This is a genomic window from Peribacillus sp. Bi96, from assembly GCF_918698115.1.
Classification (GTDB): Bacteria; Bacillota; Bacilli; order Bacillales; family DSM-1321; genus Peribacillus.
The window spans coordinates 74,598-98,997 of the sequence record NZ_CAKKLV010000014.1; the positions used below are offsets into that span (position 1 = coordinate 74,598).

At 36.8% G+C, this 24,400-nt stretch carries 24 protein-coding genes and 1 pseudogene; 19 read left to right on the forward strand and 6 right to left on the reverse strand.

The genetic code is table 11. The annotated features are described in order from the left end of the window. Positions 1-92: 92 nt before the first annotated feature. Positions 93-1,244: an anhydro-N-acetylmuramic acid kinase AnmK gene (gene anmK / locus LQ203_RS17190; protein ID WP_230159580.1), complete on the reverse strand. Its 1,152-nt coding sequence runs from the start codon at positions 1,242-1,244 to the stop codon at positions 93-95. A gap of 167 nt (positions 1,245-1,411) precedes the next feature. Next, the gene (locus LQ203_RS17195; RefSeq protein ID WP_230159581.1) at positions 1,412-3,022 is read right to left on the reverse strand and encodes a family 10 glycosylhydrolase; all 1,611 of its coding nucleotides are present in this window, start codon (positions 3,020-3,022) and stop codon (positions 1,412-1,414) included. Positions 3,023-3,324: 302 nt separating this feature from the next. Between LQ203_RS17195 and murQ the strand changes: the two genes are divergently transcribed. The 12 genes from murQ (at position 3,325) to LQ203_RS17255 (ending at position 13,390) form a co-directional block, all read left to right on the forward strand. Beyond that, a complete protein-coding gene (murQ, locus tag LQ203_RS17200; protein ID WP_290370605.1) occupies positions 3,325-4,218 on the forward strand; it encodes an N-acetylmuramic acid 6-phosphate etherase in 894 nt (297 codons plus the stop codon). Between the two features lie 33 nt (positions 4,219-4,251). Next, positions 4,252-4,557, forward strand: a complete 306-nt coding sequence (locus tag LQ203_RS17205; protein ID WP_230159583.1) for a PTS sugar transporter subunit IIB — start codon at positions 4,252-4,254, stop codon at positions 4,555-4,557. 52 nt (positions 4,558-4,609) lie between these two features. Beyond that, complete coding sequence (locus LQ203_RS17210) at positions 4,610-5,899, forward strand: PTS sugar transporter subunit IIC (protein ID WP_230159584.1); 1,290 nt, start codon at positions 4,610-4,612, stop codon at positions 5,897-5,899. Between the two features lie 74 nt (positions 5,900-5,973). Further along, positions 5,974-6,258, forward strand: a complete 285-nt coding sequence (locus tag LQ203_RS17215; protein WP_230159585.1) for a hypothetical protein — start codon at positions 5,974-5,976, stop codon at positions 6,256-6,258. 49 nt (positions 6,259-6,307) lie between these two features. Then, positions 6,308-7,639, forward strand: coding sequence for a 6-phospho-beta-glucosidase (locus tag LQ203_RS17220; RefSeq protein ID WP_230159586.1), 1,332 nt, complete (start codon positions 6,308-6,310; stop codon positions 7,637-7,639). An 83-nt stretch (positions 7,640-7,722) separates the two neighbouring features. Further along, complete coding sequence (locus LQ203_RS17225) at positions 7,723-8,052, forward strand: PTS lactose/cellobiose transporter subunit IIA (protein WP_230159587.1); 330 nt, start codon at positions 7,723-7,725, stop codon at positions 8,050-8,052. 24 nt (positions 8,053-8,076) lie between these two features. Then, a complete protein-coding gene (locus LQ203_RS17230) occupies positions 8,077-9,162 on the forward strand; it encodes a MupG family TIM beta-alpha barrel fold protein (protein WP_230159588.1) in 1,086 nt (361 codons plus the stop codon). Positions 9,163-9,228: 66 nt separating this feature from the next. Further along, positions 9,229-10,122 (forward strand): BadF/BadG/BcrA/BcrD ATPase family protein, encoded by an 894-nt coding sequence (locus LQ203_RS17235; protein ID WP_230159589.1) that lies wholly within the window; start codon positions 9,229-9,231, stop codon positions 10,120-10,122. Between the two features lie 24 nt (positions 10,123-10,146). After that, positions 10,147-11,022: a MurR/RpiR family transcriptional regulator gene (locus LQ203_RS17240; protein ID WP_230159590.1), complete on the forward strand. Its 876-nt coding sequence runs from the start codon at positions 10,147-10,149 to the stop codon at positions 11,020-11,022. Positions 11,023-11,126: 104 nt separating this feature from the next. Further along, positions 11,127-11,855 carry a GntR family transcriptional regulator gene (locus LQ203_RS17245; RefSeq protein WP_230159591.1) on the forward strand — a complete coding sequence of 243 codons (729 nt, stop codon included), beginning with the start codon at positions 11,127-11,129 and terminating at the stop codon, positions 11,853-11,855. Between the two features lie 101 nt (positions 11,856-11,956). Continuing rightward, on the forward strand, positions 11,957-12,205 hold the full coding sequence (locus tag LQ203_RS17250; RefSeq protein ID WP_230159592.1) for a hypothetical protein: 249 nt from the start codon (positions 11,957-11,959) through the stop codon (positions 12,203-12,205). Positions 12,206-12,541: 336 nt separating this feature from the next. Beyond that, positions 12,542-13,390 carry a pentapeptide repeat-containing protein gene (locus tag LQ203_RS17255; RefSeq protein WP_230159593.1) on the forward strand — a complete coding sequence of 283 codons (849 nt, stop codon included), beginning with the start codon at positions 12,542-12,544 and terminating at the stop codon, positions 13,388-13,390. Positions 13,391-13,621: 231 nt separating this feature from the next. Here LQ203_RS17255 and LQ203_RS17260 read toward each other — a convergent pair whose 3' ends face one another. Beyond that, positions 13,622-14,299 (reverse strand): DUF1796 family putative cysteine peptidase, encoded by a 678-nt coding sequence (locus tag LQ203_RS17260; protein WP_230159594.1) that lies wholly within the window; start codon positions 14,297-14,299, stop codon positions 13,622-13,624. 301 nt (positions 14,300-14,600) lie between these two features. Between LQ203_RS17260 and LQ203_RS17265 the strand changes: the two genes are divergently transcribed. The 4 genes from LQ203_RS17265 (at position 14,601) to LQ203_RS17280 (ending at position 18,510) form a co-directional block, all read left to right on the forward strand. Next, on the forward strand, positions 14,601-14,873 hold the full coding sequence (locus tag LQ203_RS17265) for a DUF4190 domain-containing protein (protein ID WP_230159595.1): 273 nt from the start codon (positions 14,601-14,603) through the stop codon (positions 14,871-14,873). Positions 14,874-15,187: 314 nt separating this feature from the next. After that, the gene (locus tag LQ203_RS17270; protein WP_230159596.1) at positions 15,188-16,717 is read left to right on the forward strand and encodes a multicopper oxidase; all 1,530 of its coding nucleotides are present in this window, start codon (positions 15,188-15,190) and stop codon (positions 16,715-16,717) included. Positions 16,718-17,097: 380 nt separating this feature from the next. Continuing rightward, positions 17,098-17,553, forward strand: a complete 456-nt coding sequence (locus LQ203_RS17275; protein ID WP_230159597.1) for a GNAT family N-acetyltransferase — start codon at positions 17,098-17,100, stop codon at positions 17,551-17,553. A 183-nt stretch (positions 17,554-17,736) separates the two neighbouring features. Next, positions 17,737-18,510: a GH25 family lysozyme gene (locus tag LQ203_RS17280; RefSeq protein WP_230159598.1), complete on the forward strand. Its 774-nt coding sequence runs from the start codon at positions 17,737-17,739 to the stop codon at positions 18,508-18,510. Positions 18,511-18,557: 47 nt separating this feature from the next. Here the strand turns inward: LQ203_RS17280 and LQ203_RS17285 are convergent, their stop codons facing one another. Continuing rightward, positions 18,558-18,737 carry an H-type small acid-soluble spore protein gene (locus LQ203_RS17285; RefSeq protein ID WP_230159599.1) on the reverse strand — a complete coding sequence of 60 codons (180 nt, stop codon included), beginning with the start codon at positions 18,735-18,737 and terminating at the stop codon, positions 18,558-18,560. 235 nt (positions 18,738-18,972) lie between these two features. On the opposite strand from LQ203_RS17285, the gene blaOXA reads away from it, so the two are divergent. Then, positions 18,973-19,767 carry a class D beta-lactamase gene (gene blaOXA, locus LQ203_RS17290; RefSeq protein WP_230159600.1) on the forward strand — a complete coding sequence of 265 codons (795 nt, stop codon included), beginning with the start codon at positions 18,973-18,975 and terminating at the stop codon, positions 19,765-19,767. Positions 19,768-20,068: 301 nt separating this feature from the next. Continuing rightward, on the forward strand, positions 20,069-20,815 hold the full coding sequence (locus LQ203_RS17295) for a hypothetical protein (protein WP_230159601.1): 747 nt from the start codon (positions 20,069-20,071) through the stop codon (positions 20,813-20,815). 86 nt (positions 20,816-20,901) lie between these two features. On the opposite strand, the pseudogene LQ203_RS17300 reads toward LQ203_RS17295, so the two are convergent. Both LQ203_RS17300 and LQ203_RS17305 read right to left on the reverse strand, forming a co-directional pair. Further along, positions 20,902-21,168, reverse strand: a pseudogene (locus tag LQ203_RS17300) (IS3 family transposase); the annotation flags it as partial. A gap of 389 nt (positions 21,169-21,557) precedes the next feature. Beyond that, a complete protein-coding gene (locus tag LQ203_RS17305) occupies positions 21,558-22,988 on the reverse strand; it encodes a sigma 54-interacting transcriptional regulator (protein WP_230159602.1) in 1,431 nt (476 codons plus the stop codon). 307 nt (positions 22,989-23,295) lie between these two features. Between LQ203_RS17305 and LQ203_RS17310 the strand changes: the two genes are divergently transcribed. Beyond that, positions 23,296-24,330 carry an SRPBCC family protein gene (locus LQ203_RS17310; RefSeq protein ID WP_230159603.1) on the forward strand — a complete coding sequence of 345 codons (1,035 nt, stop codon included), beginning with the start codon at positions 23,296-23,298 and terminating at the stop codon, positions 24,328-24,330. The last annotated feature ends 70 nt before the right edge of the window (positions 24,331-24,400 follow it).

The following is a 24,400-nucleotide window of genomic DNA, read 5'->3' on the forward strand; positions in this document are numbered from 1 at the left end:
AGAATTCGGCCGAAAGGGTGCTCTCAATGAAAATTCCCCTAAGATATATCATCTAAGGGGAATTGATTATTTTATAGTATTTTCTCTATCATTCAATGTTTTGAAGGAGGGAAGGTGATGTTTCCAAGAATGACATCATTTTTAGCGCCGGTTGCTTTGGGAACGTTACTTGGGTTACGGTGAAAGGTCTCATTTGCAAGCAGGGCAAATGCTACCGCTTCTTTTGCTTCAGAAGAGTATCCCAACTCTTCTTGGGTTAAGACTTGAATAGACGTTCCAAGTAAGGATTGGATCATATCTAATAATGTTTTATTGTAGCTGCCACCGCCGCCAATAATCACTTCTTCTATTTCGGTTTTTGGAAAGATGAAATTGCGATAGTTCTCTACAATAGATTTTGCCGTAAACATCGTGACGGTTGCTAAAATATCATGGCTTGGAAGTGCTTCGAACCTCTTTAATAGTTCGATTACATACTGCTTGCCAAACATTTCTCTACCAGTTGATTTTGGTGGAGGGCTCATAATATAAGAGTGACTGATACAATAAGATAATAGTTCGTCATTAATGTTTCCTTGCTTTGCTAATTTACCACCGTCATCATATTTTAAATGGAACAGTTGGCGGCATACTTCATCAATGATCATATTACCAGGCCCTGTATCAAAAGCATACATGTCATCCAGAGATGCTTGCTTGGGTAGGACGGTTACATTTCCTATGCCCCCTATGTTTTGAAGTAATCTCCCCTTCGTTTCACTTCTATAAAGAATATATTCAGTAAAAGGAACAAGCGGAGCTCCTTGTCCTCCTGCAGCCATGTCCATCGTACGAAAATTTGATATCACCATAGTGTTCGTATCATGAGCGATAACAGCAGCCTCCCCAATTTGCAAGGTTGAGGGTATCCAATTTTGTTCCTGTAAAGGATGGTGGTAAATGGTTTGACCGTGGGATCCTATTAGATCCAATTCTTCAATTGGAAATCTAGCTTTATTACAAACTTCCTTTACCGCTTCGGCAAATAATTTTCCTAACTTAAAATTCAAGCTGCAAATTAACTGCACATTGGATGTTTCTATGGACAAAGACTGCATAATTTCATTTTCAATATCTTTTGGAAAAGGATAGGTAATGAACTCAATCATTTCAATTTCAGTCTCTAGCCCACTATTATTCACTCGAACAAGTGCAGCATCAATTCCATCTAATGATGTTCCAGACATTAATCCAACTATGTACATTGTCAATCCACCTACTTCTAATTGTCTTATCCTTAATAACCAATCATTTTGCAAGAGTCCATTTATACACAAAGATACTTGCCTGTTTTATCCTTCACCATTGTAAGGAAAAAAACGCTTATTATGGTTACTTTTCGGACTCTATCATACTTTAATGATGTTGATGATTATTTTACTTTTATTATCATTTGCTTCGTTTGTTTGCTTTCATTATGGGTGCGGTCCAAGGCTGTCACAACATATGTGTAAGTCTTTCCTTTTTCTACAGTGGGATCATTAAATAATTGACTTTTCATTTCTTTATGAACTGTTGTCAGCAAGTTCTTAGAATCTTCAATGTTTCCTTTTTTCTTCCCTTCAAAACGATAAATAGCATAATAGGATGAATCTGAATGCTTGTGATCGGCAATTTCAAATTGTATGCCATCGCCTGTTGGTTTTGCTCTGCTCAAATTTGGAGCCTTTGGGGCATTATCGTCTATCCAAGGCATTGGCGGAACCAATGCGGGATATTTATAAATATCGTTGCTTAATCGATCTGCTATCCCCAGGGGATTATTACGAAGATCTTTCGCACTGAAATGCATGCTTCCATCAAATTCTTTATAGGTTCGATTTAATTTTAACTGATTTGGCATTTCCTCTGGATTAAACCAGTTTTGGACACCGTTCGACTCTGTATTAATTTTATAGTCTCCTTGTCCAATATAGAGCTGAACGTTTTTACCTTCGACTTCTTTAGTCCACCAATCAAGGAGTTTTGCATAGTCGGCTACTGGCAACCCTATATTCCAGTATAATTGGGGAGCGATATAATCAATGTATCCATTATTGATCCATGTTCTAGTATCCGCATATAAATCATCGTAATTCGTTTGTCCTGCAGCAGTGTCGGAACCTGTGGGATCGGCTGCTTTGTTACGCCAAACTCCAAATGGACTAATACCAAACTTCACATATGGTTTTTCGGCTTTGATTTGTTCATTAATATGCTTTACAAGATTGTTTACATTATTCCTGCGCCAATCTTCTACATTTGGAAATTTACTTGCACCATATTTTTGATAGGATTCTTCATCAGGGAAAGGTACTCCAGCAATCTTGTAAGGGTAAAAATAATCGTCCATATGGACTGCATCGATATCATAATCTTTAACAACTTCCATAATTCCGTCAATCACAAACTGCTGTACTTCAGGAACGCCTGGGTTAAAGTACAATTGTTGTCCATAGGGTATAACCCAATCCGGGTGCTTTCTAGCAGGATGAGATTCTGGAAGTTTATCAAGATCCGTTAGCTCAGCCGTTTTACCTAGAGGCATGGTAATGCGGTAAGGATTAAACCACGCATGGAATTCCATATTGCGTTCGTGTGCTGCTTCAACCATGAATGCAAGAGGGTTGTATCCCGGATCTTTTCCTTGAACGCCTGTTAAATATTGTGACCAAAGACCATATTCAGAAGGATAAAAAGCATCAGCGGTCGGTTTAATCTGCATGACGACAGCATTCATCCCCATCGCTTTTTGTTCATCCAAATATTTTATAAATTCTTCTTTCTGAGTGGAAACAGATAATCCAGGTTTGGACGGCCAGTCAATGTTTAACACACTCGCAATCCAAGTTGCGCGCAGTTCCTGTTTTACGTAAGTCGTTTGTTGTGGGAGTGGTGTTGACTCCGCACTTGCAATCAAATCAGCTGGAAGGAGAAGGGATCCTCCCACCAATGCAGACAGTGCCAATGAACCTAATTTTCTCTTTGCAATTCTTCCATTCATCAATAGAACAACCTCATTTCATTTTGTAATTTTTATATGCGATTATTTGTAAGCGTTAACAAATAATGAATATACGCATGTCGTCACATCAATAGAGAGAGGTCTAGTAAAAACATCGAAATAGCTATTTTAGTGTAAAACGACATTTTTAGTAGAAATATAGCAAATAATTCAAGTAGATTACGTATATTCTAAAATTAATTTTTAAAAAAGTATATACAATATTGAAATTTATTTTTAGTAATGTTATATTCTCTATAGATAAAAGATATTTCAACACCATCACTACTGAATTAAAAAGGATGATATGTATGCTAGAGCATTTAACGACAGAGCGTCGTAATGAAAAGACCATGTGTTTGGATGAAATGAAAACGCTTGAATTTTTAGAGGTGATGAACGAAGAAGACATAAAAGTTGCCCATTGTGTAAAAAAAGAACTTCCGCAAATTTCAAAAGCTGTGGAAATGATCGTTGAAGCAATGAAAAATAACGGCAGATTAATTTACATGGGTGCCGGAACAAGCGGGCGCATCGGTTTATTGGATGCCGTGGAATGTCCCCCAACATTCAATACTGATCCTAGTGAAGTAGTAGGTATAATAGCAGGCGGGGAAAAGGCTTTCATTAAAGCAGTAGAAGGTGCCGAAGACAGTTTTGAATTAGGCCCTGAAGATTTAAAGAAAATCGAATTAACAAACAAAGACGTTTTAGTAGGGATTGCGGCTAGTGGACGCACTCCATATGTCATTGCCGGTTTGGAATATGCCAATCAAGTTGGGGCAGGTACAGTATCCATTAGCTGTAACAAAGGATCAGAGATAGGGAAGATCGCAAAAGTTGCGATTGAAGTTGTAAGTGGGCCTGAGGTTCTGACTGGTTCTACACGTTTAAAAGCTGGAACATCCCAAAAATTAGTATGTAATATGCTTTCCACAGCTTCAATGGTTGGTGTTGGAAAAGTTTATGGGAATTTAATGGTAGATTTACAACTGACAAACGAAAAGTTAGTTGAACGTGCAAAACGCATTATCATGGACGCTACTGACTGTAGTTATGAAGTTGCAGATGAATTTTTAGAAAAGGCACATTCTCAGCCTAAAGTTGCAATTGTCATGATATTAACAAATGTTTCATATGAAGAAGCATTAAATCGTTTGGAAAAGGCACAAGGATTCATTAGAAAAACGATTTAAAGCTTTTAATAAAAAATAATGGAGGAATTAATAATGAAAGTATTATTCGTATGTTCAGGTGGAATGTCAAGTGCAATCGTTGTAAGCGCTTTAAAAAAGGAAGGAGAAAAACAAGGTGTAAATATAGAAGTGTTAGCTGTTGGCTCACAAGAATTTGATGCGGAGGTTCGAAACGGTTGGGATGTTGCAATGGTAGCTCCCCAAGTCAAGCATCGTTTTGATGGCTTTAAGGCATCTGCCGATGAAGCGGGAGTCCCATGTGAAGCAATACCTGCTCAAGCTTACAGTCCTCTTGGTGGTCCTAAGCTATTAAAACTAGTAATCGACCTAGCAAAATAATAACCTAACGAGAACTTCTTATCTATCAAAACGTAAAAGGGGAAAACAACCAATGGACAAGTTTGTAGCTTTTTTAGAAAATAATCTTTCAACACCGATGGCTAAATTGTCTGAGCAAAAACATTTGCGCGCAATTCGGGATGGTGTGGTTTCTGCGTTACCATTCATCATCTTTGGGAGTTTATTCTTAATCATTGCTTTCCCGCCTGTTTCAGCAGACTCTGCAGTAGGTGAATGGGCAGCAAAACACATAGCAGAAATTTTAATACCGTATCGATTAACGATGTTTATTATGACGTTATATATTACTTTTGGTATAGGCTACAGTTTGTCTCAAAGCTATAAACTTGATCCGCTTTCAGGAGGTTTACTATCTTTAGCAGCCTTCTTGTTCACAATAGGTGTAAAAATGATGGATGGTGTAGGGTTTGTATTGCCAATGACAAATCTCGGGGGCCATGGTCTTTTTGTAGGAATGATTGTTTCCATTTTTGCTGTTGAAATTTTACGTCTATGTAAGACCAAAAATATCACGATTAAAATGCCGGATTCCGTTCCAACTTCAGTAGCCCGTTCATTTGAAGCTTTAATACCGGTTACAATCGTACTGCTTGTCATGACCTTAATTACAGTCGTTTTTGCTGTTGATTTACATTCACTTGTAGATAAAGCGGTTGCACCTCTCATTAGTGCAGGCGATACATTGCCAGGTGTATTGATCCCAGTGTTCTTGATTACATTCTTCTGGTCATTTGGTATTCATGGCGTATCAGTAGTGGGTGCAGTTGCTCGTCCCGTTTGGGAAGTGTACTTAGCGAATAACTCGGCAGCAGTTGCAGCTGGAGAGGTAATTCCCCACGTGGCTCCTGAAACATTCTTCCAATGGTTCATTTGGATTGGTGGGTCTGGTGCAACATTGGGGTTAGTCATCGCCATGCTCTTAACGGCAAAATCTACCTATAGTAAAGCAATGGGGAAAGCAACAATTGTTCCAAGCATCTTTAACATCAATGAACCTGTTATTTTTGGGATGCCAATCGTATTAAACCCAATTTTGATCATTCCATTTATAATAACGCCATTAATTGGTGCGACACTTGCCTATATAGCAACGTCCATAGGACTGGTAAACCCCACATATGTAATGGTTCCCTGGACATTACCAGCTCCAATAGGTGCCTACCTTTCAACAGGCGGTGATTGGCGAGCCATTGTTCTAGTCATGGTGAATTTAACAATTTCCGTTATTATTTATCTGCCATTCTTTAAAATGTACGATAAAAAGCTTTTGGCACAAGAAAACATGGTAGAAACAACAGATAATAAAAATATCGCTTTATAAGGAACACGCTAAAAGGGAGTTTGGACTAAGTGCTCCAAGCTCCTTTTACTATAATAGAGAGAGGGAGGATAAACATGAATTCAACATCCAGAATTCACTTTTTTAGTTACAAAAGTGCCTTTCTATTTTTTAGCTTTATTCTTGTTTTTAATTTTATCTTTAACACAGTAATGAATGCCTTTGAGATAGATAAACGATTTTCACTGTACTTAGGAAATACCTTTGCCATAAGCGCAGGTTTGACGATGGTTGTTTGTTTGGTTGAAGGTAAGTTTAAAAACAAGAAACAAGCGTCACTATTATTCTTGTCATTACTAGCAGTAAGCGCAATGGTTTGTTATGCCATTATTTATGTGTAATTGGCTAAAATGTTATTAAAAATATGCTTACTTATGAGGTGTTAGGAAAATGGAAAAGAAGAAAGGGCTAAAAATCGCCACAATTGGTGGTGGCTCTAGTTATACACCAGAATTAATAGAAGGTTTCATTAAACGTTTTGATGAGTTGCCTATTAGTGAACTTTGGTTAGTGGATATCGAAGCAGGAAAAGAAAAACTGGAGATTGTAGGAACCTTAGCAAGGAGAATGGTAGAAAAAGCAGGGATTCCAATGGAAATTCATCTTACATTAGATCGCCGTCAAGCCTTGAAAAATGCGGATTTTGTCACAACGCAAATGAGAGTCGGTTTACTTGATGCACGGGTCAAAGACGAGCGGATCCCGTTGGAATTAGGATTAATTGGTCAAGAAACGAATGGTGCGGGTGGATTGTCTAAGGCATTACGAACAATCCCCATTCTGTTGGAAATTGCAGAAGAAATGCAAGAGCTTTGCCCTGATGCATGGTTAATTAACTTCACAAACCCCGCTGGCATGATAACGGAAGCTCTTCTCCGGTACAGTAAGCATAAAAAAGTCATTGGGGTATGCAACGTCCCATTCAATATGCATATGTCCATTTCTAACATGTTGGGTGTTGAAATGAAGAGAGTACACATAGATTTCGCTGGGTTAAATCATATGGTATTCGGGATACATGTGTTCGTTGATGATCAAGAAGTAACAGATAAAGTGCTTGATATGCTTGGTGACCCGGAAATACAGATGACGATGAAGAATATTGCTCCTCTAGCTTGGAACAGAAGGTTTTTGAAATCATTAGGGGTGGTTCCTTGTCCATACCATCGCTACTATTACAAAACAAAAATGATTTTAGAAGAAGAGCTGGAAGCATTCAAATCAGGGAAAACCAGAGCTGAAATTGTGAAAAGATTAGAAGAAGGTTTGTTCGACCTATACAAAGATGAAAACCTGGACATCAAGCCTCCACAATTAGAGCAGCGTGGTGGAGCTTACTATAGCGATGCAGCATGTAATGTCATTTCTTCTATTTATAATGATAAAAAGGACATTCAAGTGTTAAATGTACAAAATAAAGGATCGCTTACTGAAATTGATTATGATTCAGCAGTCGAAGTAAGCTGTATTGTCACCAAAAATGGTCCAATTCCGATGACAATGGGTAAATTACCCGTCCAAGTGCATGGCTTGATTCAACAAATTAAATCATTCGAAAGAATAGGAGCAGAAGCAGCTGTTACAGGTTCTTATGATAAAGCGTTGTTAGCTTTAACGATTAACCCGCTTATCCCAAGTGATGATCTGGCGGAATTGGTTTTACAAAGACTGTTAAAAGCACATGAAGAATATTTACCAAAGTTCTTCAATAAAAATGCGTGAATGATTTTCAAGCATTAATATGGAATACAGCTTTTTAATGAAAGATTACTTCAAAATCGAACATCAATAGGAGTGTAAATGATATGTCAATGGAAATGAACAATAACGAAATGGAAATTTTTGAAATAATATCACATAGTGGAAATGCGAGAGGATTAGCATTTGAAGCATTGTCAGAAGCGGAAGAATTCAATTTTGAAAAAGCAGATGAACTTATTAAACAGGCTCAGGATGAATTAAACTTGGCCCATAAGACTCAAACCAAGCTTATTCAAGCAGAATTGAATGGAGCTCCCAGTGAAAAGACTTTATTAATGATTCATGCTCAGGATCACTTGATGACGGCAATGAGTGAACAAAAACTAATTGAACATATGATTCGGATTGTAAAAAAGCTAGCCCCACAACAGTAATAAAAACAAAGAGGTGATTAAACAATGGGCAAACTAGGTATTTCCATCTATCCAGAGCATTCCACCGTTGAAAAAGACATGGAATACATTGCATTGGCACACAAATACGGATTCAAAAAGATTTTTACATGCTTGCTTTCAGTCGAAGGTGATAAAGAGAAGATTTTAAAAGAATTTAAAGAAACGATTTTATTTGCCAATCAATTGAATATGGAAGTGATGGTCGATATTTCGCCTCGAGTATTTGGGGCTTTAGGCATTTCTTATAATGACTTATCATTTTTTGCAGAGTTAGGTGCGTATGGAATCAGACTTGATATGGGCTTTACTGGGAATGAAGAGTCGATTATGACACATAATCCATATGGCCTTAAAATTGAGATAAACATGAGCAATGCAACAAAATATTTAGAAAACATCATGGATTACAAACCTAATAAAGAAAACTTGGTCGGATCACATAACTTCTATCCTCATCGCTATGCAGGGTTGAGCTATCCTCATTTTATAAAATGCTGTGAGTCTTTCAAAAAGCATAATATCCGCACGGGGGCATTCGTAAGCTCACAAGCAGCAACATATGGACCTTGGCCTATAACGGAAGGATTATGTACATTAGAAATGCACAGGGAATTGCCCATTACGACACAAGCGAAGCACTTGTTTGCGACAGGATTAATAGATGATGTAATTATTGCAAATGCCTACGCATCTGAACAAGAATTGAAACAGCTTAGCATGCTAAACAGTGGTCTGTTAGCATTTAATGTAAATCTACACGAAACCATTACTGATTTAGAGAAAAAGATCGTCTTGGAAGAATTTCATTTTTACCGTGGAGATGTATCCGATTATCTTATTCGCTCGACTCAATCACGCGTGAAGTATAAAAACGAAGATTTTAAACCAACATTTACGCCAGATATTAGACGTGGTGATATTTTAATTGAAAATGAGCTCTATGGGCAATATAAAGGTGAATTGCAAATTGCATTGAAAGATATGAAGAACTCAGGGAAAACGAATGTAGTTGGCAGATTAGCAGAAGAGGAAGTTTTTCTGCTAGATTATTTGGAGCCATGGGGAAAATTCCAATTCAATATGAATTAGAATCTTCAAAGGGAAAGGGGCAGGAAGATTAACATTCCTCCCTTTTTTCATGAATAGGAGAATGATATGAGTTATATTATCGGTGTTGACGGTGGTGGCACGAAAACCGAAGCAGTTGCTTATGATTTGGGTGGTCATAAAATAAGTGAAGGCAAAGCGGGATATGGAAATTTGCTTATAAATGAAAAACAAGCCATTGCTAACATCATTTCTGCAATAGAACAATGCTTGGCCCCTATTAAAGGAAAGTGTCACTACATTTGCTTAGGATTAGCTGGGTTTGGAGGAGTAGAAAATTCAGAGGGGATAGAAAATGCATTAAGAATGGCATTTAATACCCCATTTACCATTGTAAATGACGGAATTATCGCTCATGCTGCATTACTAAAAGGCAAAGATGGCATTTTGACCATTTCCGGAACAGGTTCTGTAAGTATTGGCATCCATAATGGAACCGAGAAGATGGCTGGTGGCTGGGGACATATACTTGGAGATGAAGGAAGCGGCTATTGGATTGCCATGCAGGCTTTTATAAAAATGACCAAGGAAGAAGATGAAGGATTGAATTATAGCCACTTAACTAAGTCATTCCTTAAAAAACTAGGCTATCACAGTGTAGTAGAACTGAAGAAATTCATTTATTCTTCAACGAAAGCCCAGATTGCAGCTTTTGTTCCTCTGATTGTCCAACATGCAGATACTGGCGATGATTTCTCGCAAAATATTCTTAGAAAAGCAGGTTATCACCTTTCTAAAAATACCCTTGATGTTTGCAGGAAGTTAAAGTTTAGTGAACATGTTACAATTGCAATAAAAGGTAGCATTTTGACTAATATCCCATTAGTGCAAAGCTCTTTTATTCATCATATTCAACTTGAAAAACCGGACGTAAAACTTGTTATAGAAGACGTATCGTCCACTTTAGGTTGCTATTACATAGCATTGAAGCATTTAAGGTAATTAAAGATCAAGGGAGCCAATAATATGCACGTTGAAAATGTCTTATTAAAAATAGAAAGTTTATTAAATCAATTGCCTAAATCTGAAAGAAAAATTGCCCAATATATCTTAGAAAATCCTAAAGATACAATAAGGATGACGATACATGAATTAGCTGCTCAAGCCAACGCCAGCAGTTCGGCTGTAACAAGATTTTGTCGTTCCATAAAAGTTAACAGTTTTTCAGAATTAAAGGTATCTTTATCATCTCTTACTTCGCAACCAGAGAAAAAAGGATTCTATGACATTGAACCTAATGAAACGATTGCTTCAATTAAAAATAAAATAGTTTCTAACTCTGTCCAAGCTATACAAGAAACAGCACATTATCTAGATGAAGCCGTGCTAGACAATATAGTTGAAACCATGAGAAATGCAGATGTCATTTATGTCTATGGATTAGGAGCTTCATGGCTCATTGCTGAAGATATTACACAGAAATGGTTGCGATTAGGAAAGATTGTAAGTGCCAATCAAGACCCGCATGTTACGGCCACGGCGCTTGCTTCATCATCGAAGAATACCGTTTTTTTCTGCATTTCTAATAGTGGCGAAACGGAAGAAGTTCTGCAACTTGTTGATATTGCAAAAGCATATGGGATTAAAACAATTGGATTATCGCGCTTGGGGAACAATGGATTAACTAAAAAAGTCGATATGTCTTTACATCATGTACGTGCACCAGAGGCTAAGTTTCGAAGCGCAGCAACAAGTTCGCTGTTTGCACAATTTCTAACCGTCAGTATTATTTTCTATGCGTATGTATCAAAATACTATAATGAAAATAAAAGTGGAATTGAACGTTCAAGGGAATCTGTATTAAAATTCACAAAAAGAAATCTAGATACTTCTGATAAGTGAGATCTAATCTGCAGGAATTATTTATCGTGAGTTTTTTACTTGAGATGTCCCCAATCTGGATGCCAATCAAATTGACATCACGATGAAAGGAAGATGTACGCTAGATGATCCAAAAGAATATTCCGCTTCCGATTTATTATCAACTTGAAGAGACGATTAAACAATCGATTCAAAATCATGAAATAGTGCCAGGAGAAATGATCCCTTCAGAAAGAGAATACACTGAAAAATATCAAATAAGCAGAATGACGGTGAGACAAGCCATTTCTAATCTTGTGAATGATGGCTATTTATACAGGCAGCGCGGAAAAGGAACATTCGTTTCCCACCAAAAACTCGACCAACCCCTACAAGGATTAACAAGCTTTTCAGAGGATATGCGTTTAAGAGGACTTGAACCAAGTTCACGTGTAATCAGTTTTACAGAGGTCAAAGCTGATCAGGATCTTGCGGCAAAGCTTGAGGTTGAAGCGGGAACAACTATTTTCGAGCTAAAACGTATAAGGCTTGCTGATCGGTTGCCGATGGCATATGAAAAGCTATATATTTCAAAAGAACTTGCCTACGGTCTCACGGAAGAAATAGCTGCAACCTCCATATATAGCTATGTAGAAAAAACGTTTGGCCTAAAAATCCAGCATGGCAGACAGGTGATAGAAGCCTCCATTGCTCAAAAAAGGGAGGCGGAAATGCTCGAGATTGCAGAGGGTTCCCCGGTAATGCTAATTGAACGAAGAAGCACCCTTGATACAAAAAAGCCACTTGAGGTTGTCAGATCCGTTTACCGTGCAGATCGATATAAACTAACAATTAATTTGGACCGATTATCATAATTAGCAAAACGAATTAATAATTGACTAATATTTTTTCTGAAGCTAATAAAAATCGTTGGTAATAAAGAAAGTTACAATAATTTGTAAAGTGATATACATGAATGCTGGAAAACAAAGATTATCAAGGCGATTCCTTAGCAAGGAGAATCGCCTTTTCGTGTGACAGGCATGTTCAGCAATTAGTTGGGGCAATTCGATTATGGATACTAGCTGATGTTGATGCCATTGATCAGCCTCAAGCAATATCGTCATTCGATGTTCAAAACTCCTTAAAATTATGGACTACGATTAGGGAGCAAGCAAGGTGCATCATAAAACCCCTTATACTGCAGTTCTTGAGATATAGTTGATCTAATGGAACTAAAAGCTCCTCGAATCAATTGATTCGAGGAGCTTTTTAAAGCGATAATATCAAACTCAGCAGTAATGGCATTTAATATTTACTAGCTGCTCAAACATTGAGAAAGAGGAATTACAATTTACAAAGATGAATTCCTTGAATAAAAAAGGTGACCGCCCGCGGAAAGCGAGTGCCTGGAGTGGAAGACAAACTCCATTATTATCGAGTTTGTCTACTGTCTGAATAATCATAATGATGATTGTTTTTATATGGTATTATTCTTGTAGAGGAACACATCTCAAGATAAGTATTTAAAAGGAATTTTTCATTAAAGGATGTGTAAGTATTGTCTAGTCAATTGAATAATGACAATATTCAAAATGAATTTAGTGCAGACTGTAAAAAATGTTTTGGTTTGTGCTGTGTAGCTTTGCCTTATGCAAAATCAGCGGATTTTGCTCTTAATAAAGATGGAGGGACTCCTTGCAAAAACTTGCAATCAGATTATCGTTGTGGGATTCATAAAAATCTCAGAGTGAAAGGTTATCGAGGTTGTACTGTATATGAGTGCTTTGGGGCAGGTCAAAAGGTTTCGCAAGTGACATATCAAGGAAATGATTGGCGAAATAACCCAGCATCAGCAAAGGGAATATTCGATGTATTTCCAATTATGCAACAACTTCACGAGATGCTTTGTTACTTAAATGAAGCACTAAACTTAGAAGAAGCTCAACCTATATATAAAGAATTGCAGGATGCATTGACGGAAACTGAACAACTCACTTTTCTAAATCCAAAATCTATCATGGAACTAAATGTACCGGCTCATAGAGCTATTGTTAATGATTTACTTCTACAAACAAGTGAATTAGTACGTGTAAAAGTTAAGAAAAACAAAAGTCAAAGAAAAAAAAGCAAAATAAATAGGGGAAGTGACCTTATCGGTGCTAATTTAAGAGGTGCTGACCTTAAAGGAACCGATTTAAGAGGTGCTTTACTCATAGCCTGTAACCTTAGAGAATCTGACATGAGAGTGACTGACCTAATTGGTGCAGACTTGAGAGATGCTGATTTACGTGGAGCTAACCTCATGGGAAGTATCTTTCTCACTCAAGCACAAGTAAACTCGGCTAAGGGCGATTTGACTACTAAATTGCCACCTTCTTTAAGTATTCCTGAACATTGGTTTACTTAAATTTGTAATAATCTATTTTAATAATTAATTAAATTAGACTGTAGACAAACTCAATTTTCAAAAAGTTTGTCTAGAGCTTGAACCTCGGACTATTAAAAGGAAACCCATCTAGTTTGCTCCTATCATTCTTCCCTCAGTTAGAAGCTTCCAGAATAATGAAACCAGTAAAGTGAATGAAGTTCATATTGTACAATACCTCTGCCTCCCAAATAAGCAGTTTTCCAATTCTTACTATGTTAAAATTACTCCTTTAAGAACTTCATCCCAAATGGCATGATCATCAGGGTTTTGACGTGGAACCTGTACTAAACAAATCCCATTCAAACCCCAGTTCACTTCTTTTACTCCCTGTAAACCATCAAGGGGCTCCATTATCAGGATATTTATTTTCCCCTTTGTTATTTGAGACAAGATAGATTGTAATTCAACGACTTCATCATCATTCGCCTTTCCCCATTCGTATCTTATGAATAAAATAGATTGACTTTGAGTAATATGCGTAAAAAATCTCTCTATCCGTTGCTTCAATTTTTCTTTATAAGAGGGATATTGAACAATCCAATCTTGATTGGGAATCCTAGGGAAATCATGGACGGAATCTATATGATAATAGCTATCATGAATGAAATGTGCTTTGGCCGGTTCAGTACCTCCCTGCTCAAAGACAGTATTTCCTTCATCAACAAAATGTGCCAGTATCTCTTTTTCAACCATATTTCCTAACTCCATATAGCCCTCAAATCTATTTTTTAACAATTTATTTACATCGGAGAGAAAGGGGGATTGAACCCAATCAAATGGAAAGGAATTCTTTCTCAAATTATGACGTTTTGTGTGTAGTGCAGGGCCACACCAAGAACCTAAACTAGCTACAAGGTCATATGATCCCTGTATTTCTCGTAAATTCATATTATTATTACCCCCACCTAATTTTTCTATATTTTACGCGTGCAAGCCTCCATTCGATTGGATAAGAGAGTAATTATTTGATGAATGTTTTCAAGCAAAAATGGTGAAAGTGGGATTTTTTTAGAATTTCACTAACTTTTCTTCCTAACTGGGTAGGTTAGTTGTTGAACATTAATTGAACACGTATGAAAAGAAATGATTATTTGTGCAGAGATAAAATGAAATAAAGAGGACGGATGTTTAATAATAGATAGTCATTTCGAATACAATCTAGGAGGCGAATCATATAAGGAGGGGAACTATGAAAGGTACTACAAATAGAAAATCTATTTATTCATTAACGCTAGGAATTTTGTCCATCATTATTCCTTATATAGGTTTAGTACTTGGAATGATTGGGCTATTGCTCTCATCAAAAAGTATGAAAGAGATAGAAAAGTCCAAACAACAAGGTAGAAAGCTATCTTCTTCAGGAAAGATTTGTAGTATTGTAGGTATATGTTTGCAGGCTCTTCTGATAGTACTTTTAACGTTGTCAATCAGTGTATATTTTATTACCGATGTTTCACCATAATTTCACAAACGTGTTCTAGAGCCGAAGATCAAGCGAAGGGTTTTGTACTATGAAGAGGTTAGTGGGATAGCTAGTTTAGAATTATTCCTAGTAAATGAAACAGGTTATGGCTCAGCAACTTAAATCAGAAAAAGAAATACCGGTGTAAAGAACAGCCAACAGTAGGGGTGCTGCGGTAATCCTTTTTTTGCAGCTAATAGGGCTGGATACTATTTTTACCTTAAGACTAATTTGAATTGTCATACAAGGCTAGTACTTTTAATAAAATTTAGAAGGAAGATAATGATTAGCAACAGTTAATAAGGAGCGAAAATATGATTCTCTCTAAATTTGTAGATGAACTCCCCATTCCCCCTATTTTAAAACCTCGATGGAAAGATCAGGTTCATACTTATTATGAAGTGAATATGACGGAATTTAAGCAATCACTCCATAGTGAGTTAAATGATACAACTGTATGGGGCTATGAAGGCAGCTATCCTGGACCTACAATTGAGGTAGAGAGCGGAGAGAAAGTGTTTATTAAATGGATCAATAACCTTCCAGAAAAGCATCTTTTTCCGGTAGACTATTCGGTTCATGGTGCCCATTTTGACGTACCGGAAGTTCGAACGGTGGTACACGTACATGGCGCTAGTGTTGAATCGGACAGTGATGGTTACCCGGAGGCTTGGTTTACAAAAGGATTCGAACGAGTAGGACCTTATTTTAAAAAGAAAGTATATCAATATGATAATAACCAAAAATCTGTTACTCAATGGTATCATGACCATACACTTGGGATTACAAGACTCAATGTCTATGCGGGACTGGCAGGTTTTTATCTTATAAGAGATAAAAAGGAACGTGTATTGAATCTGCCCTGCGGTGACTATGAAATTCCTCTTATTATTCAAGACAGGTCCTTTCATAAAAATGGCGCTCTTTTTTATCCAAACCAGCCAGTTAAACCGATCGGGGAATTAGAAACATCGATCGTTCCTGAATTTTTTGGGGACACCATCCTTGTTAATGGAAAAGTATGGCCCTATTTAAAAGTGGAACCACGAAAATACCGATTCAGGTTGTTAAATGGATCTAACAATCGTTTTTATAGGATAAAGCTTGATTCAGGGCAACGCTTTTATCTAATCGGGACGGATAGCGGTTTAATGGAATATCCGATAGGGGTCAAAGAAATCATGCTTGCTCCTGCAGAAAGAGCGGATGTCATCATTGATTTTACTAATCTTGCTGGAAGGAACATTATCGTGACAAATGACGCCCCGGCTCCCTTTCCTGATGGAGATCCCGCTAATGCGGTTGGAGTAGTGATGGAATTCAGAATCACTCTTCCTCTTACAAGTATTGATACCAGTGTTATTCCGGCTAATATGATGCCTCTTCCAAAAATGAATGAACAGTCAGCTTCAAAGATACGATATCTAACATTAAATGATAATATGGATAAGTACGGCCGTGAATTTATGTTATTGGATAATAAACAGTGGGATGCACCCGTAACAGAAAATCCAAAATTAGGATCAACCGAAATATGGTATCTTATAAACTTAACTACAGATACACACCCAATTCACGTTCACTTAATTGATTTCCAGGTGATAGACCGAAGACCTTTCGATGTCGATAAATATAATATGGAAGGGCTCATCCAATACACTGGCCCAGCAATCCCCCCCGAACCAGAAGAACGAGGAGGGAAGGATACAGTAAGAGCCAATCCGAAACAAGTAACGCGGATTATCATGAATTTTGGTCCTTATACAGGCAGATATGTATGGCATTGTCATATCTTGGAGCATGAGGATTATGAAATGATGAGACCGTATTTCGTTATTCCATAAAGATGGGAACTGTTAACTTATATATTCGAAAAAAGAAAACCCCTGAATTTAAATTTTCAGGGGTTTTCTTCTAATGTTTAAGTAAAGCTAGCTAGCTGCTTCAACTTACGGAAATGAGAATTGACATGAAAAGCCCCCTTGCCTGATAAAAGTGTCCTGGAGATTGCCAAATTATTAAAATCTGGAGGGTTATCATGAATGATATGGACAAAGGCACCTGGTAGGGTTCATGGATATATGGTGTGTTCCTGCCTTTTTCTTACAGAACTAAAGAGCAGATTAACTCAATAAAAAAAAAGTGGTAAAATATGAATTGTGAGTGTGCACATGGAAAATATTTGGGCACCTTTTTCATTATAATGTCGTGGGAGGGTATTTTTATGGAAATTAAAATAGATGATTTAACTGGATCTGAAGTGATTGAATTGGTGAGGGAGCACCTTCATGGTATGACGCTTCATTCCCCGCCGGAAAGTATACATGCATTAAATCTAGAGGAATTGCGGAGACCAGAGATTACATTCTGGAGCGTATGGGATGGAGAGGTATTAGTTGGATGCGGGGCACTTAAAGAACTTGATGGTCAACATGGTGAGATCAAATCAATGCGAACGTCTTCAGCACATCAAAAAAAAGGTGTTGCAAAACAACTCCTTCAATACATAGTTGATGAAGCCAAGCGACGTGGATATCGGCGTTTAAGTTTGGAAACGGGATCAATGGATGCTTTCTTACCGGCAAGAAAACTATATGCAAGTTTCGAATTCCAATATTGTAAGCCGTTTTCCGATTACAAGGAGGACACGAACAGCGTATTTATGACAAAGGAACTATGAGTTCTTTTTCTTCAAGAAAAGTCACATATTATTATAGTATGGCTTGAACGTGGAAAGTAATGTTATTTATAATAGCGGGAATGTTTTTTAAATGCAATGTTCATCTGAACTATTACACAATCTTATGTTGTAGAAATAATATGTCAGTGAATTTAGGTAGAAAAAGAGGAGGAGAATAATAATATGACACATTTAAAGGGGATTGATGTTTCGCACTGGCAAGGAAAGATTAATTGGGATAAAGTTGTAAAGGCAGGAGTGCAGTTTGTATTTATTAAAGCAACCGAGGGAACCAGCTATTCTAAGCTATCCTATTTTCAAGAAAATGCTCCTAAAGCTCTGGAAGCCGGATTAAAAGTCGGGGCCTATCACTATGCCAAGTTTGCCACTGTAGAGGAAGCAAAGGCAGAGGCTGCCTATTTTTTAGAGTCTATCAGTTTTGTTGCTTTAAATTTCCCTATTGTTCTTGACCTTGAAGAAAATAAAAAAGAGGCTAAGAAAAAAACACTGACAGATGCTGCAATAGCTTTTTTAGAAGCTATTGAAGAAGCAGGACACATTGCTATGCTTTATACTGGAAAATCATTTCTTGAAAATACTTTAGATGAATCAAGATTATCGAAGTACGCTTTATGGATCGCACGATATAACAGCACGTTGGGACGTCACACAGACATTTGGCAGCATTCAGATTCAGGTCAAGTAAACGGCATCAGCACAAAGGTGGATTTAAATGTAGCTTATCGGGATTTTACAAAAAACGTAAATACCTTTAGGACACCCAATAGCTCCTGTGCATTGAAATCTACATCTGCAAATTATACTGTAAAAAAAGGTGACACACTTAGCTTGATTGCAAAAAAACACAAAACAACCGTAAAATCCCTTGTTAGTCTTAACGGAATTAAAGACCCGGACAAAATTTATATTGGTCAAAAATTATTGGTGAATAAGTAAAAGCCCTTCTCTTAACGAGAGGAGCTTAATTTTAATGGAAGAGTTCCTTAAAATTCTTTAAGTTCATCAATTCCGACTTCAGATCTTTCCTCCAATGGCCCTCTTAGATGTACTGTAGCTGTTTTACCATCTGCATTTAAATTATCAATCCAAACTGAAGATCCATTATATCTTACCTCAATGTCAGATGAAGAAGATAGAATCTGTTTTACACGATTAGCATCCACATAAATCCCTCCCTGATGATTAGTCTAATTATTATTAGGAGAATTATTGAATTTTATTCTTTATAAAAAGTAAGCAAAAAAATTAGATACCAAAGTAAATTTAACTACAGATGTTCATTAACGTTATCCGAGAAGGCAGCTTCTAAATTCACATTCATTATTTTAATTTTAAAAACATTCGGTTAATATGATATAATGGAATGGTTTGTAAATAAATGTATAGAGGTGATTATATATGAAAAAACGTAAGGTTCTGATGCTAATTGGTGCCCTAGTTCTAATTACATGTATGCAACAACCTATTGGAGCTGATGCTACCAAGGATAAGCTAAATATAAAGGAACTAGACGTCGATGAATTTTTTTCAGAACATGAAGGAACCTTCATATTACGTGAAATGAAAAAAGACAAGACTTTTATCTATAATAAAGAACGAGCCGCTCAAAGATTTGCGCCGCAATCGACTTTTAAAGTACCCAATGCACTCATTGGATTACAGGTAGGAGCCGTAGAAGATGAATATGACATTAAATATTGGGATGGAGTGAAACGGGAAATCGAAATTTGGAATCAGGATCATACGCTCGGGTCTGGTTTAAGGAACTCTGTAGTCTGGTACTATCAAGCAATGGCCCGGGATATTGGAGAGGATCGTATGGAGGAGTGGGTTCAAAAAATTTCTTATGGCAACCAAGATATTAGTGGGGGGATTGATCAGTTTTGGTTAAGTAGCTCACTAAAAATTTCTCCTATTGAACAAGCGGATTTTATGGAATCTTTATATAAAGAGAATCTCCCTTTTGATAAGGTTACCATGAAAACCGTTAAACGAATGATGATTCAGACTGAAGGGGACAACTTTACACTTTACGGTAAAACAGGTCAAGGATCAAACTTGGGCTGGTATGTTGGTTTTATTGAAACAAACGATCACGATTATGTTTTTGTAACAAACATTTCCGGTACTTCAGCAGACGCTAAAAGCATCACAATGGCCATTTTAAAGAAATATCACTTAATGGCACAGTGAGGAGAAATCTATACAAAAAATCTTGATTATGTACTTCAACGAACGTGGTTGGTTGCAGGCCTTAATCAAGTTTTTTTTATTAGTCCTAGATGAAAAAATCCCAATGTATCCAAGTGGAACTATGTCTGAATAAGAGAATATATTATAGAGCTAACGGGACTGAAGTGTTGAATAAGGAAGTGGATACAATGGAACAATATTGGAATGAGAAAAGGTTCAAGGGTGACTTATGCCTGTAATGAATGCAAGACGTTCAAGATTATTTTTACTGGCTTAGGAAGAGATATTTTAGGGGGGCAAAATGGAACTATCTTTGTTATTGGAATATGGATGGGTTTTAATCATCTTAATTATTTTAGAAGGTTTATTATCTGCTGATAATGCATTGGTTTTAGCCATTATGTCAAAGCATTTACCACAAGAACAGCAAAAAAAAGCGATCAATATTGGATTGCTATTAGCTTTTGTATTTAGGATCGGTGCAATCTTCATCATTTCGTACCTTTTCCACGTTTGGCAAGTTCAAGCAATTGGGGCTGCATATTTGATTTTCATCTCCATAAAACATTTACTTAAAAAGGACCACGGGGAAGATGGGGAAAAAGGGAAAAGTTATCGTATGACTGTTGCGCAAATTGCATTAGCGGATATTGCGTTTGCTGTTGATTCTATTTTAGCTGCAGTTGCTCTTGTTCTTGCTTTGCCAGATACGCCAATGGGTGATATAGGTGGTATGGACGGAGCTAAATTCATTGTTATTTTAATAGGAGCAATTGCAGGCTTGATTGTCATTCGGTTTGCAGCAGGATACTTCGTTAAGATATTGACGGAACGACCTAGCCTTGAAACGGCAGCCATGTTAATCGTTGGTTGGGTTGGGGTGAAGTTATTAATGCATACACTTGCACATCCATCCCTGCACATTATCCCTCACGATTTTGTTGAAGGGCCGATTTGGAACATAATCTTTTGGTCAGTCATGCTCCTTATTGCTTTAGGTGGATGGTTTTTATCTGGAAAAACAGAAAAAAAACGATTAACAAAATGACTAACTTTATCAGAATAAAATTCCCTATTTTCCTAAGGGTTAATTTTTATAACGTTATGTTTGCTAAATAAGGATTTAAGACGACTTCAAATTTGAAGTGAACCCAAAAATTTTAGACACTCGGCAACCTTGAGGGTATGAACCCGGTAATTTACTGGGCTCATGCCTTTTAATTTCACTTTGATCCGTCGGTGATTATAATAAAAGCTATATTCATATAGTTCTTGTTTGTAATGCTCCATGCTGCCGAACTTCTGTAAAGAAAGCAATTCAATTTTTAGTAAGCCTCCTTTTCGGGACATACTTTGAGTAAGACCATGTGTTTTCAGGGCTTGTTAATAAGATCTTCGTTTCTTTTTTCATGAATGGACGACCTTTTTATTCGTTTCAAGAGCGCCAATTCCGTTCTCCTCCAATTGCTTTAGCCACTTATTAATAGTTTTGAAGGAGAAGCAATGTTAAATACAGCAGCTGAATGGGTACTAAGTACTCCAAAAACGTTCACATCGTTTAGTATTTGTGTACTATGCAATGATGAGGATACTATGGGCACATACATCGTTCAGAACGATCAGAGGCAGCACTGCGAAAAAGTAAGAAAGGGCATAGCTCCGTTTATAAATTCAACCCGATAACCAGGTCTGATCGGCTGGGATATTTTCCTGTTTTTTATGACTCCGAGGACGTGTGGATTGTGCCGTAAACAAGCCCACTAATATTTATGATTTACTATTTAATGGAATCAATTATAAAGGTCTAAATCTTTACAGTATTTCCGCACTAACCGTGATGCTTTTGATTGGCTAATCGATAATTGATGAGCGACCTTCCTTGTATTCCTGAATTTTGTATAAGAGGTAACAATCAGGTTTCTTTCAAGTTCTTCTAAAGCTGTATCTAATGTATAATCTTGGATCATTTGACTTGATTTGTCTTGGATTGTGCTGTTTTGTCTAAGTGGTGTTTCTTGACTTGGGGTTTCTTGAGCATTTTTTTGTTGTAGTATTATCGGTAAATCAGATACTTGAATGATAGCATCACTTGTTACAACTAAGCTTTCTATCAAATTCTCTAATTGACGTATATTTCCGGGCCATGGATTGTCATAAAAAATATCGAGGACTTCCTTCGATATAATCCGATTAACCTGATACTTTTTATTGAATACTGAAAGAAAATAGTAAGATAGCGGGATGATATCTTCGTTTCTTTCCCTTAAAGGCGGTATTTGTAAATTAACCACATTAAGTCGATAATATAAATCTTCCCTAAATCGTTTTTTCTGCACCATCTCAAATAAGTCTCGATTGGTTGCCGAAATAATACGAATGTCCACTTTCTTTAGTTCTCTGCCCCCGATAGGAAGAAATTCAAGGTCTTGAATGACCTGTAAAAGCTTTGCCTGAATATTTAACGGGATTTCTCCTATTTCATCCAAAAATACGGTACCGCCGTTTGCCATTTCAAGTAGACCTTTTTTTCCGCCTTTGTTTGCCCCGGTAAAAGACCCACCCGTGTATCCGAAAAGTTCTGATTCTATTAATTGTTCCGGTATAGTAGCACAGTTAATTGATAAGAAAGGCGAGTTCTTTCGTGGTCCTCTATTATGAATGTATTTAGCTAACACTCCTTTCCCTGTACCAGACTCCCCTTGAATCAAGATGGTCGCATCAACCATTGAAACCTTATCACATACCTCCATTACATTGTTCATCTGTTCGTTGTTCGTAATTACGCTTTCTTGATAAGAATTCTTTTCGCTTAGTTCTTCTGGTTCCTGTTCCTCAGGAATGTATAACCCTTTATAGTTTGGTTCTTGGGCTGTTGTAATAATAAGTTCAATTTCCTGATCATCGTTGAGTAAAGGAATAGCTGTTGTAATCATTTCCTTTCCAATATATGAAACTTGTTTTATTGTAACCGGTTTCTTTTCTTTCAAAACAAAGGGTAAAATACTTGGTTTCCAATATCCTTGGGAGAATATTTCATTATTATGTTTTCCAATTATTTCGCTTAACTGCTTTCCATAATGCCTTTCATAAGCTTTATTTGCGTAGATAATGCAGGCATCTTTATTAAGAACATAGATCTCATTAGGTGAATGATCTAAAATTTTTTTCAATATCTCAGTACTCATTTCAATTTTTTCTTCATTATTCATTAAGTTTTGCATGAGTTAGCTCCCTTCATTTCCTTTTAAGATGTAAATTGAGTCAATAATAACTAAAATGAGTCTATTATGGTTAAATTGAGTCAATTATAAACTGTTTTTATACATTAATGAAGGGGGAATTAGTAAATATCAGTAATAATAGGGAGCTTTCGAATTGGCATTATCCTTGCATAAGAGTTAAGTAAAGCATGCTACAGATATAAGGAAATATGGTGCTAATTGGAAGAGTGGGTTTAAAAGTAATACCTGCATCCTTATTCAGAGCAAGTCTTTAATCTTATGTATAATTAAAGGAGGAACTTCCATTATGTCTACAAAAGAAGATATGAAAAAGTTGGAATACACACTACCTTATAATCAGTATGTGGATCCTGAAGTCATGAAGGAGGAAAGGGAAAATATTTTCTATAAAAACTGGATTATGGTTGGGCATACAAGCCAGGTAGAGAAGGTTGGAGACTTCTTTACATTTGATTTGGTTGGGGAGCCGATTATTGTAACACGGGGCAAGGACGGAGAGTTGCATGCTTTTTATAATATTTGCCCTCACCGTGGTGCGATAGTCGAGCGTACAGAGCAAGGCAATAAAAAAATTCTCCAGTGTATTTATCATGGATGGACATTTCATTTAGATGGTAAGGTGAACAGGACTCCAAATTTCAAAACAAATGATATAGAAAAGCCTAGCTGCATGACTTCTATTCGATTAGAAGTACATCAGACGATGATATTTGTAAATCTAAATCAGGATGCCCCTGCTTTTGAAACAGATTATCAATCCTTTTTAAATAACATAAAAGACTATACTTTTCTTAGTTCCTTAAAAAAGGTCAGGGAAAACCGTCGAATTGTTCGTGCTAACTGGAAATCAATTATTGACAATTATTTGGAATGTGATCATTGTCAAATTGCACATCCTAGCTTTTCGAAGGCCTTCGATTTAACTAAATATAGTATTATTCCTTGTGATAATTTTTCCTATCAGTGTACAACAGCAAGTGATGAAGATGAAGGTCCTGGTGCACGTTTTTACTGGGTATGGCCCAATACCATGATTAGTATTTACCCGGGTACTGGAAATATGACGACGAGCCATATTATCCCGGTTGATGAAAAAAGTTCATTGGCAATTTATCGTTATTATTTTGCTGATGAAAACTTAACTGTAGAAGAGGAAGATTTAATTAAATTTGTAGATGAGGTGCGAGAAGAAGACTTCGAACTAGTTGAGTTATTACAAAGTGGATTACATTCTAGGGCTTGTGGAAGAGGAGTATATTCTCCGACCGAGCACGGTTTGAAACATTTTCATCAATTAGTCACAAAGTCGATGCAAAGCTAGTCTGTAATCGATAAAAGACCTATAGTTGGATAAAATGAAAGCGCTTTATATGTGTTGGTCATTTGTTAGT

What these genes read in the sequence shown, in the direction of transcription:
- anmK (WP_230159580.1), bottom strand. Translation starts at nt 1,244, where the DNA reads ATGTACATAGTTGGATTAATGTCTGGAACATCATTAGATGGAATTGAT.
- LQ203_RS17195 (WP_230159581.1), bottom strand. Translation starts at nt 3,022, where the DNA reads ATGAATGGAAGAATTGCAAAGAGAAAATTAGGTTCATTGGCACTGTCT.
- murQ (WP_290370605.1), top strand. Translation starts at nt 3,325, where the DNA reads ATGATATGTATGCTAGAGCATTTAACGACAGAGCGTCGTAATGAAAAG.
- LQ203_RS17205 (WP_230159583.1), top strand. Translation starts at nt 4,252, where the DNA reads ATGAAAGTATTATTCGTATGTTCAGGTGGAATGTCAAGTGCAATCGTT.
- LQ203_RS17210 (WP_230159584.1), top strand. Translation starts at nt 4,610, where the DNA reads ATGGACAAGTTTGTAGCTTTTTTAGAAAATAATCTTTCAACACCGATG.
- LQ203_RS17215 (WP_230159585.1), top strand. Translation starts at nt 5,974, where the DNA reads ATGAATTCAACATCCAGAATTCACTTTTTTAGTTACAAAAGTGCCTTT.
- LQ203_RS17220 (WP_230159586.1), top strand. Translation starts at nt 6,308, where the DNA reads ATGGAAAAGAAGAAAGGGCTAAAAATCGCCACAATTGGTGGTGGCTCT.
- LQ203_RS17225 (WP_230159587.1), top strand. Translation starts at nt 7,723, where the DNA reads ATGTCAATGGAAATGAACAATAACGAAATGGAAATTTTTGAAATAATA.
- LQ203_RS17230 (WP_230159588.1), top strand. Translation starts at nt 8,077, where the DNA reads ATGGGCAAACTAGGTATTTCCATCTATCCAGAGCATTCCACCGTTGAA.
- LQ203_RS17235 (WP_230159589.1), top strand. Translation starts at nt 9,229, where the DNA reads ATGAGTTATATTATCGGTGTTGACGGTGGTGGCACGAAAACCGAAGCA.
- LQ203_RS17240 (WP_230159590.1), top strand. Translation starts at nt 10,147, where the DNA reads ATGCACGTTGAAAATGTCTTATTAAAAATAGAAAGTTTATTAAATCAA.
- LQ203_RS17245 (WP_230159591.1), top strand. Translation starts at nt 11,127, where the DNA reads ATGATCCAAAAGAATATTCCGCTTCCGATTTATTATCAACTTGAAGAG.
- LQ203_RS17250 (WP_230159592.1), top strand. Translation starts at nt 11,957, where the DNA reads ATGCTGGAAAACAAAGATTATCAAGGCGATTCCTTAGCAAGGAGAATC.
- LQ203_RS17260 (WP_230159594.1), bottom strand. Translation starts at nt 14,299, where the DNA reads ATGAATTTACGAGAAATACAGGGATCATATGACCTTGTAGCTAGTTTA.
- LQ203_RS17265 (WP_230159595.1), top strand. Translation starts at nt 14,601, where the DNA reads ATGAAAGGTACTACAAATAGAAAATCTATTTATTCATTAACGCTAGGA.
- LQ203_RS17270 (WP_230159596.1), top strand. Translation starts at nt 15,188, where the DNA reads ATGATTCTCTCTAAATTTGTAGATGAACTCCCCATTCCCCCTATTTTA.
- LQ203_RS17275 (WP_230159597.1), top strand. Translation starts at nt 17,098, where the DNA reads ATGGAAATTAAAATAGATGATTTAACTGGATCTGAAGTGATTGAATTG.
- LQ203_RS17280 (WP_230159598.1), top strand. Translation starts at nt 17,737, where the DNA reads ATGACACATTTAAAGGGGATTGATGTTTCGCACTGGCAAGGAAAGATT.
- blaOXA (WP_230159600.1), top strand. Translation starts at nt 18,973, where the DNA reads ATGAAAAAACGTAAGGTTCTGATGCTAATTGGTGCCCTAGTTCTAATT.
- LQ203_RS17295 (WP_230159601.1), top strand. Translation starts at nt 20,069, where the DNA reads ATGGAACTATCTTTGTTATTGGAATATGGATGGGTTTTAATCATCTTA.
- LQ203_RS17305 (WP_230159602.1), bottom strand. Translation starts at nt 22,988, where the DNA reads ATGCAAAACTTAATGAATAATGAAGAAAAAATTGAAATGAGTACTGAG.
- LQ203_RS17310 (WP_230159603.1), top strand. Translation starts at nt 23,296, where the DNA reads ATGTCTACAAAAGAAGATATGAAAAAGTTGGAATACACACTACCTTAT.